Genomic DNA, 12,745 nt, shown 5'->3' with positions numbered 1-12,745 from the left:
TCAGCCGAACATTGCCCAGCTGAAATCCTCAAAAATCTTCATGTGCCCGATGTACTCAGGCTGGCGCTGATAGGCTGCGAGCGCCTTCTGCTCTTCGGGCAAGACACGCTCACCCGCCTTGATCCGCTGCTCCAAGACAAGGAACCGGCGGAACCTTTCCTTGGGTGTCTCCGGCTTGATAACCACCTCGGCTGTACGCTCATGTTCGGCGCGCATCGTCGCCAAACGATCATCAGACACACGGCTTTTGGGTGCTTCTCTCGGCGGCAGAATTGAGGCGTCTCTTGCCGCTTCCAAAGCGGGTGTGGTGTAGACCTCTCGTGCCCGCGGGAAGGCGACCATTACGCCAGCCTTCTCGGCGGCATCGCGGCGCATTGCATCGGCCACGTCACGCTTGCCGATCTTGCGGCTGGCGCGGCGGATGTCCGTCAGCTTTTCGTCTTCGAACGCGCGCTGCATTGCTTTGGCTTTCGCGATCACCTCAGCAGGGTTCAGCCCCGCCAGATCGGCGTTCAACGCCTCGCCCAGATAGGCCTCCGTTTCCGGATCGAAGAGCATGACGCGGCCCATATCGGCGGGGTCCATCCGAACCAAAACCTCATCGCCTGGCATCGCGGACATCGGCAGGTAGTAAGCGCCATCGACCCGCACACCTTGCTTGGTCACCGTCCGCAAACCACCGTTTGACGCGATCGGGGCGAGCAGCACATCCAATGCGGCCTCATGTTCGATCTTGCGGATCGGGCCTGCGTAGGCCGCTGCAACTTCGAAGGGGGTCCGCTTCTTAAGGGCGGAATGCTCATCCCGTCCATACATGTCTTGCGCCCAAATATCGCTCCACTCCTGGAACTCGGCGAAATCCATGTCGACATCGTAAAGTGCTTCATCCGTGGCACCGAGACGCTTGTCGAATGCCTTGCGCTGCTCGATGATCTTGCGATCGGCCACCGAGTGACCAATGAAGCCAGGGCAGACCGCGATATCGCGCTGATAGGTTCCGATCGTGCGCTCGACGATCCCCTTGTCGGTCGGCTCATATGCGATGCTGAGCTCAACCTCGATTTCCAATGCAGAAAACAAGCGCTTCGTCTGCTTTGCCACGAAATCCGACCCGTTATCGGTATGGATTTTCTCAGGCACGCCCCATGCCATGATGCATTTGCGGACCAGCAGACCTACGGCAGAGGCGCGCGGCGTCTTGCTCACAAGCACGATGGCGCGCCGGGAGTAGACATCGACGGCCATGTAGATCGAATGCCGTCCACCTTTGAGCATCACATCCGCAGGTGACGCATCCACCTGCCAGACTTCGTTCAGGCGCTGCGCACGCTGGCTTCCAGTCGCAGCAAAGCGGACATGAGAGCGATAGCCGTCCGGGTTGGTCAGGCGCATCAGCTCGTTGCGATACTCAGTCTTCCAGCGGGTGATGACAGTCTGGAACATGCGGATTGTGGGCAGCGGTGATGTCTTGGTCTCACCGGTCTTGGCGCAGGTGACGTCCAGCGTCTTACCGAACTTGTCCTTCACCAGGATCCGCAGATGCTTGGCGGACAGGAACGGCTGCTTGGCGATCGCGGCCAGCATCATTGCGCGAACCTGCCCGTCATGTGCCACATCCAGCACGCCGGACCCTTTGGGACGGCCCCTGCGGGATGTCGCCGTGCCTTCGTGTGCCGCCTTGCGCCACCGGGCGATCGAGCGCGCCGAAACACTCGGAACAGCAGCTTTAATCCAGGCTGGAAGTTCTATTGAACCGCCCGTGAACATCTCTGCAAACATCGCATCCGCAGCAGTTTGCGGCAGCGCGTTATCTGCCTGAAACTTGTGAACCAGGCTGAGGATCAGAGCGCGGGCGTCCGCTGACTGATCCATCGGGGTATCCGCAACGACGGGGCGAAGATCCCGCGCTTCCAGGGTCAGATGGCTAGCCAGCCAAGCGGCTCGTGCGGGGGCTGGGAGGGCATCGACGTGATACTCAAGCCCGCCACCGCCTTCGCGGCCTTCGCGGACCCGTGCCAGTCCGGTTTCAGCCCAGCGGTCGCGGGCGGCAAGCGCATTTACGCGCCGCTTGGACGTCGGCAGGCCAGGCATCAGCCCTGCCGCCGCCGCATCCGCAATCTGCTGTGCCGAAACCCAAAGCATCAGAGGCTCCATCCCTGCGCGCGGGCATGCTCGAGGATCTCGCGCTTGTGCTCATCAATGAACGCGCGACGGCTCTTGGTGGACAGGCGCGACCAGGTGGCCGTTACGCGGTGATAATGCTTGTCATCATTGCGTGGCAGGGCGCGGCCCTCGGCCAGCAAAAGAGCGTCGGTAACACTGGTCGCTTGGGGCGGATCCGACAAAAGGGCATCGCAGGCGCGCTCCTGCACATCCGCTGCAACCTTGGCCAGCGCCTGCAGCCCCGCCTGATGGTCGGCAATCCACGTGTCGCGGATACGGTCTTTGGTCTTGGGGAAAAGGCCGTTGGCGATCTCGAGTGCGTTGAAAAATGAACGTCTTGAAAGTCCGACCTTCTCGGCAATGTCAGAACAAAGTGCAAAAATTGCACTTTGATTTTTCTCAGCGTTTTCAGCATCTTTCACAAGACGGACGTTTGCACTGCGCCGGTCACCACCGTGACGTGCAGCCGGGTTCATCTCTTCCCATGTGGCTTTCAGCGCAGCCAGATGTTCAGCCCGTTCAAGCTTTGTCAGCTCTTCACGGTTTATATTCTCCATGATCTCGGCAAAGCGCAGATCAGCTGGGGGCGTGTCTTCCGGTAAGACCGTGACAGGCACTTCGGCCCAACGAAGCGCGCGGACCGCTTCCAGACGCTGAAAACCCGCGATCAACCGGTACTTCTGCCCTTTGCGCACCACCAGCAAGGGATGGGTCAGCCCGTTGCAGTCGATATCCTGCTTCAGCGCCTCGATCCGATGGGCACGCGCAGGGCGCAACCGCCCTTCGACTTCGATCAACGCAACCGTAACACGGCGCAGATCATGGGTTTGGCTTTTGACAGGGGGCGTCGGAGTATCAGTCATACGTCATCCGTAAAATCTAGGGTTTGGTCGTTCTCGGGGGCGTCATCCGGTGGGGTGAGCATCGTGTAAAAGAAGATGAATTTGCCGTTGATATGCTGGCGCTCACAGACGATCTCGGCCCCAAGCTGGCGAAGCTCGGCCACGCAGCTGTTGATCGCGCAAACATGGGCGCGGCGCATGATCTCCCGTGTGGAGTGCGGCTTGCGATCAGACAGCAGCTTGTTCACCCGGCGCAGCCGATCGGAGGACATCGTGGCGGCGTGCATCAGCTGGGCACCCCGTCATAGGTTGCAGCCAACAGCGCTTCGATATCGCGCAAGGCATCTTCGTGCTGAACCAGTTCTGAAAACGACGCCATAGCGAGATTGGCTTGATCGTCCCACTTGTTGATCAGCCCCACCTCTTGGCCGAGCGTGTCATCATCCATCGCATCATTCAGCGACACCATCTGGGTCAGCGCATCCTTGAGCGCCGCAAAGGACTGTACCGGAGAGCGGCTCATGTCAGACCTCCCCAGGCAAGAAAGTATCCCGCCACACAGATGACCACGAACGCAATGCCTGCGATGGCATCTTCAACAATCGTTGGAGGCAACTTGAAGCTGTCACGACGCGGTGCTGATTTCGTTGGCACCGCATCGGACGCTCCCTTACCGTCGAAGACGCAAACCAAACGACGGAGTGAGCCAATGAAGAACGTCGAAACCGCTGAAATTGCGGAGCTGCACGTAAGGATAAAAGCCTTGGAGGTCATCTTAAGAAGCCTCCTCTTGAAACTGGGAAACGAGGAGGTCGTAGACCTGCGTGAAATCAGCAAGGAGTGCGCGCAATACGCGCGCCTGCCGCTCGCTCAAGGTGCCAGGGATCTCGAACTGGCGGTGCATCTCTCCAATCTTCTCGCCCCTGTCTTCGTGACCACCGCTGGGGGCGAGTTCACGGAGCAAACTGACTAGGTCGACCTCAATCCCCGCAACGCGCTTTTCAAGCTGTGCAACGCGCTGGCAAGCCCGTTCGCCATCATCACGCTGACGGCGCGCAGGTTGGTAGGGCTGGAGCTTATCCGAAGGCTCCATATCCATCCCGTCGGTCAAGCTGCTGACACCGGTGAGATAATAAAGATCGAAACTTGCCAGGACGGCTTTCGCCTGCTGTTCCTGGGGTTCGAGATGAGGCAGCGGACCAAAATCCTCTTTCAACCAGCCGATTGCGCGTAGCTTTGCATAAGCATCCCTGATCTGATTTTTCACTGCTGTGGCTTCTTCATGGGTCATAGGCACTTGCGCATCTCCTCGGTGACGAACTGAACGCGGGTCAGGTCTTGGGCGGCGGTTGCGGCTGTCCGCTCAAGACGAACCAGATGAAAAGTCGACGCCGGGTCTGACGCGCCGATGGTGATTTCGATGGCCAACGCCAAGCGCTGAGCCTCGGTCAGCTGACCAAGCGCTGCGCGGGCGACTTCGACCCCGTCCAGCGAAAGTGGCGGATGATCACGCATTATGCGGCGTCCTTCTTTTTGCGGGGGCGGGGAATGTCAGCAGGCCATTCAAGGTCTGCTGGCCAGTTTTCGCTGAACCAAACCAAGGCAGCATTAAACGTGGAAACGGCGCACCCTTTCCCATCTCGCAGCCGCTTAAAAAGCCGTGCGTTCGTTGTGACCTTATTCGAGATCGTCGCCTCGCTTCCGCCCGCGTGGGCGGTGAAGCTTTCAGCTAACTTTATGAGTGTATCCGTTTCCATGCACCCATTAGTGCCTAAAGGCATCTTAATGTCAATGCCTTTAGGCACTAGTTTGGAAACTATGTGTTTCCTTGCTGATATCCGGATTTAGTGTATTTTGGCACCATGATAGAAACAGCCGAGATTTACGCTCTCATTGAAGAGTATCGAAAGAAGCTCGGCCTCTCCCAAGCCGAAGTTGCCATGCGTGCATTCGGACAAGATAGCAGTGCGGCAATCCAAGGGCTGCGACGAGGGAAATCTCCCGGTATCGAACGATTGAGTGCGATGTCTGAGGTGCTCGGGCTTGAACTGTATTTCGGCCCGCCGAGGAGCTCTGAAGCAGTAATTCCACGCAGTAGCCACCAAAAGGTTGAATTACTCAGTGAGTTTGCGTTTGTAGAGCGCTTCGATGTTCAACTCTCGGCTGGCCCTGGAGCGAATGGTAACAATGCCAAGAAACTCTCTCCCGTCTCTTTTCGGATAGACTGGTTGTCGGAGAAGGGTCTGGTCGCAGATAAGTGTGTCGTTTGCAGTGTCGGAGGAAACAGCATGGAGCCTTTATTGTTCGAAGGTGACCTTGTCCTATTGGACCGGCGCCAAGCCGATTTACGCGACGGTCAAATTTATGGTGTCGTCGATATTGAAGGTGATACCAGGATCAAGAGGATTGAGCTGATCGACAATGGGCTTTTGCTCCGATCAGAAAACCCGGATTGTCCCACTGAGTTGCGACAAGGTGAAGATGCCAACCGCGTTCGGATCATCGGATCCCTCGCATGGTCTGGACACAGTCACGACGCGCGAAGGCAGAAGCCTCGCCAGGCAGGGCAAGCGCACCCTACATTTAAACACAATTGGATTTGAGAAAGATTGCTTATGCTGAAGTCACTTATAGCCGGTATGACCGCATTATTTATTCTATCTGGTTGCCAAGACACCGCATCGGTCGAAAGTGCACCGTTCGAGAAGCAGTTTTTGATCTCTGGCAACTATCAGGCCACCTACGCAAGGGCGCTGAGAACTATGCGCATCTGTTTAAAGCCTGGCACGGTTTTCATCGGCGGTACTGGAGCAGTTACTTTGGATGGTCAGCTTTACAACGAACTCGGATATGCCGAGATCAGGCAAGGTATTGCGGCATTTAATCCGATTACGATTTCCCTCACCCGCATAGAGAGGGAAGGATCAAACACGAGAGTTTCGATCAAAGCGCCATATGGGATAAAATCTGCTCGCGACACATACCGGAACTGGACCGAATACTGGATGCGTGGAGGAACCGAATGCCAAAAGAGCGCTTTTCAAAATCCACCACCTCTATGAGCTGAAGCAGGAAGCGTCCCTGCTTGGTGCAGACGCAGTCGTGGCCGTTGACCTGGACTACGTGCAGATCGGCGACGGCGGCTGGAGCATGGTTATGCTGGTAGCGTCTGGAACGGCTGTGAAGATTGAGAAACCGGCAGCGGCCTAAGTTTTTCCCTCAGCCCGGCGCATCCTACGGATCGCCCGCATCATGATCCTGCGCCGCTCGGCCACATCGTCGGCCAATATGCGCTTTCTGCGCTCAATGCGCGTTTCCAGCACAGCAAGCCGTTGTTCTTCAATGTAATTTGTAAATCGCTGCCAATTTGCGTGCAGTTTATGCCGCTGTACACTGCCGTCTAACATAACTGAAAACCCATATAATGCTGGGTTATGCATACATCAGATGGCGCTGCACAGCTAACGATTTGGATGCTTGCCCTCGCGAAAACATGATGTTCTTCGCCGTCAATCAGGCCTGGATCTTCAAAATCTGATCAGTCTTAGGCACCCTAAATGTCTGCTCATCAATTTGAACGACCTCGTGGCCATTCATCAGAAAGGTATATCCCGCGCTGGACGTGCGGACTTTATCGTCAAGCACCGAATTGCTCTCATTGTTAACTTCATGCTTGCCTACGGTTACAGAAATTCCGTCCTGGTCCTTGCATTCAAATGTCTCGATCGGGTTTGGGTCGATTTTCTGCATTGCGATTCCTTTGCGGACAATTAACGGTGGGTTCCCAGCCAATGATATCTATGCGAGAACTTTCGTAAAGGAGAACATCATGGGCGCGAATTCAAAGATCGAATGGACGACACATACGTTCAATCCCTGGTGGGGCTGCACCAAGGTATCGGAGGCCTGCAAGCATTGCTATGCCGAGGCATGGGCAAAGCGTGTTGGTCAGAATGTTTGGGGGCCAAAGCCCGAGCGCCGTTTTCTCAGTGACAATCACTGGAGACAGCCCTTGAAATGGAACCGGGATGCAGAAGGTGCAGACGAGCGTCCGCGCGTGTTTTGTGCCTCCATGGCGGATGTGTTCGAGGACCGCGACGAACTGCTCGAGACGCGGGATCGGCTCTTTGATCTGATCGAAGCAACACCCAATCTTGACTGGCTCCTTCTCACGAAGCGTCCACAGAATGTCGCACGCCTTGCGCGGTGGACGGACAACTGGCCCGACAACGTCTGGCTTGGAACAACCGTTGAGCTGCAGACCCGTGCAGATGAGCTGTTGCCGTATTTGGAGAGCATTCCTGCCAAGGTCCGGTTTATCTCGGCAGAGCCGTTGCTCGGACCACTTGATTTGAAGAAATGGCTTGGCTCCACAATCGACTGGGTCATCACCGGCGGCGAAAGTGGCCCAAAGGCACGTCCAGCTTCACCGCTGTGGTTCCGCGATCTACATGCTCAGTGCATGGAACAAGAGGTCGCATTCCACTTCAAGCAGTGGGGCGACTGGGCTCCTGGTGACGGCATCAATCTGCTTACCGCTAAACGCACGGCAACAGCGAAGGCCGCTGACGGTACAGAGATGATCCGTATCGGCAAGAAGCTCGCGGGTAGAAAACTGGACGGTCAGGAGTGGGATCAATTGCCACAGAGGGCCGCGACCTGAGTTCAGAACAGCCAGAACTCTTCCCCGTTGATCTGCTAGGTGGGAAGGCCCCGAAGAGCGTGTTCGTCTTCGAGGGCGGAAGGATTCCTGAAAGGGGCGTCGGCCCGCCGCCTAGCCAGACAAATTCGAAGAGCAAGCTTATCGCTGAGTATTTGTCCAATTTTCAACGAGTGACGAACGGTGGCATGTACATTGACGGCTTTGCCGCGCCGCAAAGCCGTGGCCACGAAGAGGCTTGGACAGCGCGGCGCGTATTGGAAGTTGAACCTAAGCGGATCAGAAATTTCTGGCTGTGCGACATCGATCCCGCGGGTATAAAGCAGCTCAGAACTCTGAAGGCGGAGCATCACCGGGAACCTCGTTCAAGAAGGGTCTTTGTACACGAAGGTGACTTCAATGAGATTGTCCACGACATACTAAAGAGCGACCGCTTTACGCCACGGGCTGCGATCTTCGCGCTGTTGGATCAACGAAATACCGAGTGCCATTGGTCTACCGTCAAGGCTTTAGCCAATCGAGGCGGTCGCACCAAGATTGAGCTGATGTATTTTCTCGGCGCTTCATGGCTACACCGATCGCTGACGCAATCCAAAACGCCCGACCGGATCGCAGAAATTGATAGGTGGTGGGGAGGGCCGGAGTGGACCTCGCTGAAGAACCTGACCCAGATCGGGATGGTCGATCAAGTGGCGGCCCGGTTCAGCTTTGAGCTCGGATACAAGCACGTCAACGCTTTTCCCATCTTCCAGAACGACACTGGCAAGAAGAGATCATTCTACCTTATTCACGCCAGCGATCATCCAGAAGCACCTAAGCTGATGACGCGGGCCTACCTGAAGACAGTCGGATCCGTAGAGGGCACAATCGCCGATGGACAGACGAACCTGCCTTGGTGACCTGAGCAACCTACAAAGATTACCTGAGAATTCGATGCAAGTTTGACTGGGAAATGATCGACCCAAAGCGTCCCACCTTTATTTGAACCGTCCGAACTTCGATCGTTGTTAAAGCTATGTTTAAAAGGGGTTTGAACAAGGTGGGACGCCTTTGCTGTTAGCCGCCGTCGCCGTCCCACCTTGCGACACCGAATCCCTTATTTTTATGGACTACATTTTCTGGCCATTGGTTTCTGCACCTTAGGTGCGAAGCTTATTTGGCAGCGCGACAATCACGTGTTTTTGGGTGATTTCGCATCAATCGCTATATTTTTAAGGCTGGATAGTCATCCGGCATCTTCCGGGCACATCATGGCTCTTCCGGATTAAAAGCCCTGTTTCTGCCAGCATTTCCTTCGCTCTACAAGAGCGCAGCGATCTGTTTCAGCCCGTCTTCGGCGATGGGGGCAGTGCCAGATTGTGCAACTTCGTGCAGTTTGCGGCGTGCGTGGGCCCAGCAGTAGGCCAAGTCGACATTGTCATCGGCGCGTTTGAGTAAGCGGTTATACCCGGCATATCCGTCCACTTGGAGGATGCCAGAGAAGCCTTTCAAAATGTCATCTGCATATTGGCCGGAACGCCCGGGCGCATATGTAAAGGCAACGCCCGGTGGAGCCGCTCCACACCAAGCCCTATCATCGCGGGCCAGTGCCCAGAAGTAACCAGTTTTGGTTTTACGTTTGCCAGGATCAAGCACTGGTGCTCTTGTTTCATCCATGAACAATTTGGTTGAGCTTTTCAGATCAGCCATTAACGCATCGAAGACAGGACGGAGTTCATAGGCTGCCTTGCCGACCCATCCTGCAAGGGTGGAGCGATCCAGATCAATGCCTTGACGGCTGTAAATCTGTGCTTGGCGATACAACGGCAAGTGATCTGCGTATTTGCTGACAAGAACATGCGCCACCGTTGCCTCTGTCGGCATACCACCAGGGATAAGCCGGGCGGGTGCGGGTGCCTGAACAACCCCATTGGTGCAGGACCGACATGCATACTTTGGGCGGCGGGTAACGATCACACGGAACTGAGCGGGGATGATGTCCAATCGTTCAGACGTATCCTCACCAATCATATGGCGCTCAGCACCGCAGCCGCAGGTCATGCTATCGGGCGCAATCACTTCTTCAATACGCAGTAAATGTTTGGGGAGTGAGCCACGGTTGGTATTGCGCGGTTTTGTCGGGCGCGATGCAGGTGGATCCACGGCGTCATCTTCAGCGTGGACCGCCGCCATCGCCGTTTCGATGTCTTCCAGCGCCAGCTCAAACTGCTCGGGATCGGCCTTCTCAGAGCGTGCGCCAAACAGCGCACGCTTGAAGTCAGCAACCAGTTTCTCCAACTGATCGATACGATCCTGCTTGCGCAGATTGCGGTCCTCTGAGGCGGCAAGCAGCGCCTTCAGGGCCTCAATATCATTAGGGAGCTCGGCAGGTTTTGACATGGGGAATGACTACCATTTCCTGCACCTCAATACCCCTGCAAAAGACGGCCTGATTCATTCTGCCGCAGTCGGCGGACGCGCGGACAAAGCCCTTACTTTCCGCCAGTCCAATCCTGAGAATAGCGCTTCAAACTGGGCGTGGTTCAGCGCCATCAAGCCATCTTTGATGGCGGGCCAGGTGAAGATATGCTCCTCCAGCCTCTTGTAAGCCATGACCAGCCCGGTGCCGTCCCAATACAACAGCTTCAGCCGATCTTCCCGTTTCGAGCGGAAAACAAATACGGTCCCCGTGAAGGGGTCTTTGCGTAACTCGTTTTTGACAAGCGCTGCCAGACCGTCATGACCTTTGCGGAAGTCTACCGGCTTGGTCGCCACAACGATCCGCACCCGGTTTGAAGGGAACATCATGAGGGCGCATTCAAGGCGCGAGCAATCTCGGCAATGCGCGCCGCTGATGTTCTTGCATCCAATCGCACGGTGACAGCACCACAGATCAGATCCAACGGCGACAGCTGCGCAGGTTCAGGTGCCACATCGACATCCTCGCGCACAACCAGCGCTGCAAAGCTCGGTTCTTCAGCCAAGGCAGGCAGAACCAGCTTGCCCTCCCGCGCCATCCGCCGCCATTCCGACAAATGATTGGCCCGCATGTCATACCGCCGAGCAACTGCGTCCACCGAGGCACCCTCCACCAGCGTCTCGGCCACAATTTGCGCCTTCACCGCATCCGGCCACCGGCGGTGACCACGCGGGCCCACAACCAAATCAATGTTACTGAGAAGCTCCGTTGAGCGCTCCATGGAGAAACTCCCTGATAATCCATCCGTAAGGGCTGAATCTCAGATCAGGGGCTTACAAGGAAGGTGGGGTCGGTGCATCGCTTACGAAGAAGAAAGAGAGGTAGAGGTCCTAAGTGGGTATCCCTAAGAGGGGAAACCTAACCTGGGCCCTAGTATTAGGGCTAGTATCCTCCTGCCTTATCGCTTTTGTTGCTATCAACCATAAGGAAAATAAGCAGGCCCCATGACAGAGATCCAAGACCCCACGTACTCACGCCCGATCGACGTCCACAGGTGGTCAGATCATCCTGAGGTTAAGGCATTGGTAGATGATCTCTGGGAGGGCTATTTGCCAGAGACGATTACTGGGGAGGCCGGAGGGAACGCTAGGACTGGGCCAAAACCGAAGACTCCATTTAAGAAGCAGCTGAGGGTCCTAATTCTGGACCTGTATGTAGCTTGGCTAGATGATCCTGAGTTAAGTATTGGCGTCTCCATGTCACCCAACGCATGGAAAACCAACTCTCGCTACAACGCACTGCATCTTTCAAAAAGCCTGATACCGATCATAAAAGCTCTCGACGCTGCTGGCCTGTTGGATTTAGCGAAAGGCAGCTACGCAGGTCCGGGTGCAAGAGGGAACAGAACGACCAGAATTAGGGCCTCCGGAGAACTCCAGACCAAGTTCCGAGAAGCCAAGTTCATTCGGGATGACGTGACCCGCTTCGAGGGGGAAGAAATTATCATCCTTAGGGATGCCAAGGAGGCAAACAAAGTCGGTAAAGAGGTTGAGTATGTCGATATCGCAGAAACGATTGCGATGCGCGAAGAACTCAAGGCGTACAACGACCTTCTGGCCGCATCTTTCATCGACATTGCCACACTGGATAAGCCGGTCATCGAAGTGCACCCAGAACTTGAAGCGTCACACGTTCATATCAACGCTGATACTGCGCGATCCCGGCGTGTCTTCAGTCGTAGTAACTGGGAAATGAATGGGAGGTTCTATGGTGGATGGTGGCAACGGGTTAATGGTGACTGGCGCTCGAAGATTTTTATTGATGATCAGCCCACAATCGAGGTCGATTTTAAGGGCCTACATGTGGCTATGCTTTATGCCAAAGCTGGGATGGAACTGAAGGGTGATCCCTATGATGTCCCTCTAACGTTATTTCAGGCTTATCCACCTGAACTGACACGAAAGCTTGTGAAGCAATTGGTCCTTACTGCAATCAATGCAAAGGAAAAATCATCAGCTTATCGCGCCTTCAGAGAGAGTTTTCCTAGCGCGCACCGAGGAAAAGAATGAAGAACGAGGAATTAGATAAGCTGCTCGCTGTGTTCCTCGAAAAGCACCCGCTTTTAGCCGACCACCTGTTCACTGATCGTGGCATTCATCTCATGTACTTGGACAGTCAGATCACCGCCCATGTCCATCGCCACTTTACCAAGCAAGGCATCCCGATCCTGTCGGTTCATGACAGCTATATCATAGATCATATGAAGGTGGCTGAACTAAGGAACGTCATGGCAGAGGCCTCGGAGGCCGTAATGGGGCTATCTCTGCCGACCGCTATCAAGCTGCCAGACATGCCAGAGTATGATGATGTGACTGACGAACAGTTGCAGGAACACATTGAGAATAGGAAGGGGCTGAGATGCGTTGGCTACATGGACCGTGTCTTCACCTATCAGGAGCGAACTGGACGAAAAATTTCACCTGTTGTCCCTGGAGATGCGCAAGAACTGCATAAGCTTGGGTAAAGCGAAAGGGCAAAGGCGGAGGACGATGACGATGACGGCGGGAACCAGACATTCGCTGCATGCGCGAAAGCACCCTTGCCTCAACGCCGAAGCGGACATTCCGCCTGTGAACGGCGGAGCAATACTCGGCCACGGTAGCGACGGCATAGTGTTGTCGC

18 protein-coding genes and 1 pseudogene are annotated in these 12,745 nt (G+C 55.6%); 7 read left to right on the top strand and 12 right to left on the bottom strand.

What is annotated here, in order from left to right; translation table 11 throughout:
• Genes C1J04_RS05480 through C1J04_RS05445 form a run of 8 tightly spaced genes read right to left on the bottom strand, consistent with a single transcriptional unit; the run spans nt 1 to nt 4,762 of the window.
• A complete protein-coding gene (locus C1J04_RS05480; RefSeq protein ID WP_162797828.1) occupies nt 1-2,142 on the bottom strand; it encodes a DDE-type integrase/transposase/recombinase in 2,142 nt (713 codons plus the stop codon).
• Nucleotides 2,142-3,026, bottom strand: coding sequence for a ParB/RepB/Spo0J family partition protein (locus C1J04_RS05475; protein WP_114865273.1), 885 nt, complete (start codon nt 3,024-3,026; stop codon nt 2,142-2,144). The genes C1J04_RS05480 and C1J04_RS05475 overlap by 1 nt, the downstream gene beginning before the upstream one ends.
• Nucleotides 3,023-3,292 carry a hypothetical protein gene (locus tag C1J04_RS05470; protein WP_114865272.1) on the bottom strand — a complete coding sequence of 90 codons (270 nt, stop codon included), beginning with the start codon at nt 3,290-3,292 and terminating at the stop codon, nt 3,023-3,025. Before C1J04_RS05470 ends, C1J04_RS05475 begins: the two co-directional genes overlap by 4 nt.
• Nucleotides 3,292-3,528: a hypothetical protein gene (locus C1J04_RS05465; RefSeq protein WP_114865271.1), complete on the bottom strand. Its 237-nt coding sequence runs from the start codon at nt 3,526-3,528 to the stop codon at nt 3,292-3,294. Before C1J04_RS05465 ends, C1J04_RS05470 begins: the two co-directional genes overlap by 1 nt.
• Entirely contained in the window at nt 3,525-3,779 is a 255-nt protein-coding gene (locus C1J04_RS05460; RefSeq protein WP_114865270.1) for a hypothetical protein, read from the bottom strand. The genes C1J04_RS05465 and C1J04_RS05460 overlap by 4 nt, the downstream gene beginning before the upstream one ends.
• 1 nt (nt 3,780) lies before the next feature.
• Nucleotides 3,781-4,296, bottom strand: coding sequence for a hypothetical protein (locus C1J04_RS05455; RefSeq protein WP_114865269.1), 516 nt, complete (start codon nt 4,294-4,296; stop codon nt 3,781-3,783).
• The gene (locus C1J04_RS05450; protein WP_114865268.1) at nt 4,293-4,520 is read right to left on the bottom strand and encodes a hypothetical protein; all 228 of its coding nucleotides are present in this window, start codon (nt 4,518-4,520) and stop codon (nt 4,293-4,295) included. The genes C1J04_RS05455 and C1J04_RS05450 overlap by 4 nt, the downstream gene beginning before the upstream one ends.
• Nucleotides 4,520-4,762, bottom strand: coding sequence for a hypothetical protein (locus tag C1J04_RS05445; RefSeq protein WP_162797827.1), 243 nt, complete (start codon nt 4,760-4,762; stop codon nt 4,520-4,522). Before C1J04_RS05445 ends, C1J04_RS05450 begins: the two co-directional genes overlap by 1 nt.
• A gap of 105 nt (nt 4,763-4,867) precedes the next feature.
• On the opposite strand from C1J04_RS05445, the gene C1J04_RS05440 reads away from it, so the two are divergent.
• The 3 genes from C1J04_RS05440 to C1J04_RS19750 are packed head-to-tail and all read left to right on the top strand — an operon-like array spanning nt 4,868 to nt 6,215.
• On the top strand, nt 4,868-5,608 hold the full coding sequence (locus C1J04_RS05440) for a LexA family transcriptional regulator (RefSeq protein ID WP_114865266.1): 741 nt from the start codon (nt 4,868-4,870) through the stop codon (nt 5,606-5,608).
• 12 nt (nt 5,609-5,620) lie between these two features.
• Nucleotides 5,621-6,067: a hypothetical protein gene (locus C1J04_RS19300; RefSeq protein ID WP_162797825.1), complete on the top strand. Its 447-nt coding sequence runs from the start codon at nt 5,621-5,623 to the stop codon at nt 6,065-6,067.
• On the top strand, nt 6,015-6,215 hold the full coding sequence (locus C1J04_RS19750) for a heavy metal-binding domain-containing protein (protein WP_368074100.1): 201 nt from the start codon (nt 6,015-6,017) through the stop codon (nt 6,213-6,215). The genes C1J04_RS19300 and C1J04_RS19750 overlap by 53 nt, the downstream gene beginning before the upstream one ends.
• Before the next feature lie 303 nt (nt 6,216-6,518).
• Here the strand turns inward: C1J04_RS19750 and C1J04_RS05425 are convergent, their stop codons facing one another.
• On the bottom strand, nt 6,519-6,755 hold the full coding sequence (locus C1J04_RS05425; RefSeq protein WP_114865263.1) for a hypothetical protein: 237 nt from the start codon (nt 6,753-6,755) through the stop codon (nt 6,519-6,521).
• A gap of 79 nt (nt 6,756-6,834) precedes the next feature.
• Between C1J04_RS05425 and C1J04_RS05420 the strand changes: the two genes are divergently transcribed.
• Together C1J04_RS05420 and tcmP are read left to right on the top strand one after the other, a co-directional pair.
• The gene (locus C1J04_RS05420; RefSeq protein ID WP_114865262.1) at nt 6,835-7,668 is read left to right on the top strand and encodes a DUF5131 family protein; all 834 of its coding nucleotides are present in this window, start codon (nt 6,835-6,837) and stop codon (nt 7,666-7,668) included.
• Nucleotides 7,635-8,564, top strand: a complete 930-nt coding sequence (tcmP, locus tag C1J04_RS05415; protein ID WP_114865261.1) for a three-Cys-motif partner protein TcmP — start codon at nt 7,635-7,637, stop codon at nt 8,562-8,564. The genes C1J04_RS05420 and tcmP overlap by 34 nt, the downstream gene beginning before the upstream one ends.
• A 406-nt stretch (nt 8,565-8,970) precedes the next feature.
• Here the strand turns inward: tcmP and tnpC are convergent.
• The 3 genes and pseudogenes from tnpC to C1J04_RS19290 form a co-directional block, all read right to left on the bottom strand.
• Nucleotides 8,971-10,044: pseudogene (tnpC, locus tag C1J04_RS05410) on the bottom strand (IS66 family transposase); the annotation flags it as partial.
• 54 nt (nt 10,045-10,098) lie between these two features.
• Nucleotides 10,099-10,452 (bottom strand): IS66 family insertion sequence element accessory protein TnpB, encoded by a 354-nt coding sequence (tnpB, locus tag C1J04_RS19295; protein WP_009825780.1) that lies wholly within the window; start codon nt 10,450-10,452, stop codon nt 10,099-10,101.
• A complete protein-coding gene (locus tag C1J04_RS19290) occupies nt 10,449-10,844 on the bottom strand; it encodes a transposase (protein ID WP_009825779.1) in 396 nt (131 codons plus the stop codon). Before C1J04_RS19290 ends, tnpB begins: the two co-directional genes overlap by 4 nt.
• Before the next feature lie 223 nt (nt 10,845-11,067).
• On the opposite strand from C1J04_RS19290, the gene C1J04_RS05400 reads away from it, so the two are divergent.
• Nucleotides 11,068-12,132: a hypothetical protein gene (locus tag C1J04_RS05400; RefSeq protein ID WP_114865260.1), complete on the top strand. Its 1,065-nt coding sequence runs from the start codon at nt 11,068-11,070 to the stop codon at nt 12,130-12,132.
• The gene (locus C1J04_RS05395; RefSeq protein WP_114865259.1) at nt 12,129-12,587 is read left to right on the top strand and encodes a hypothetical protein; all 459 of its coding nucleotides are present in this window, start codon (nt 12,129-12,131) and stop codon (nt 12,585-12,587) included. Before C1J04_RS05400 ends, C1J04_RS05395 begins: the two co-directional genes overlap by 4 nt.
• Nucleotides 12,588-12,745: the final 158 nt, after the last annotated feature.

This window comes from Sulfitobacter sp. SK025, assembly GCF_003352105.1.
Taxonomy (GTDB): Bacteria; Pseudomonadota; Alphaproteobacteria; order Rhodobacterales; family Rhodobacteraceae; genus Sulfitobacter; species Sulfitobacter pontiacus.
Note: the sequence above shows the minus strand (reverse complement) of the source record. Positions and strands in the feature narration are given on the sequence as shown.

Coding starts and splice junctions, on each gene's coding strand:
- tnpB (WP_009825780.1), bottom strand. CDS start 10,452: ATGATGTTCCCTTCAAACCGGGTGCGGATCGTTGTGGCGACCAAGCCG.
- C1J04_RS19300 (WP_162797825.1), top strand. CDS start 5,621: ATGCTGAAGTCACTTATAGCCGGTATGACCGCATTATTTATTCTATCT.
- C1J04_RS05395 (WP_114865259.1), top strand. CDS start 12,129: ATGAAGAACGAGGAATTAGATAAGCTGCTCGCTGTGTTCCTCGAAAAG.
- C1J04_RS05450 (WP_114865268.1), bottom strand. CDS start 4,520: ATGCGTGATCATCCGCCACTTTCGCTGGACGGGGTCGAAGTCGCCCGC.
- C1J04_RS05460 (WP_114865270.1), bottom strand. CDS start 3,779: ATGACCTCCAAGGCTTTTATCCTTACGTGCAGCTCCGCAATTTCAGCG.
- C1J04_RS05400 (WP_114865260.1), top strand. CDS start 11,068: ATGACAGAGATCCAAGACCCCACGTACTCACGCCCGATCGACGTCCAC.
- C1J04_RS05465 (WP_114865271.1), bottom strand. CDS start 3,528: ATGAGCCGCTCTCCGGTACAGTCCTTTGCGGCGCTCAAGGATGCGCTG.
- C1J04_RS05455 (WP_114865269.1), bottom strand. CDS start 4,296: ATGACCCATGAAGAAGCCACAGCAGTGAAAAATCAGATCAGGGATGCT.
- C1J04_RS05420 (WP_114865262.1), top strand. CDS start 6,835: ATGGGCGCGAATTCAAAGATCGAATGGACGACACATACGTTCAATCCC.
- C1J04_RS05445 (WP_162797827.1), bottom strand. CDS start 4,762: ATGGAAACGGATACACTCATAAAGTTAGCTGAAAGCTTCACCGCCCAC.
- C1J04_RS05470 (WP_114865272.1), bottom strand. CDS start 3,292: ATGCACGCCGCCACGATGTCCTCCGATCGGCTGCGCCGGGTGAACAAG.
- C1J04_RS05440 (WP_114865266.1), top strand. CDS start 4,868: ATGATAGAAACAGCCGAGATTTACGCTCTCATTGAAGAGTATCGAAAG.
- C1J04_RS05480 (WP_162797828.1), bottom strand. CDS start 2,142: ATGCTTTGGGTTTCGGCACAGCAGATTGCGGATGCGGCGGCGGCAGGG.
- C1J04_RS05475 (WP_114865273.1), bottom strand. CDS start 3,026: ATGACTGATACTCCGACGCCCCCTGTCAAAAGCCAAACCCATGATCTG.
- C1J04_RS19290 (WP_009825779.1), bottom strand. CDS start 10,844: ATGGAGCGCTCAACGGAGCTTCTCAGTAACATTGATTTGGTTGTGGGC.
- C1J04_RS05425 (WP_114865263.1), bottom strand. CDS start 6,755: ATGCAGAAAATCGACCCAAACCCGATCGAGACATTTGAATGCAAGGAC.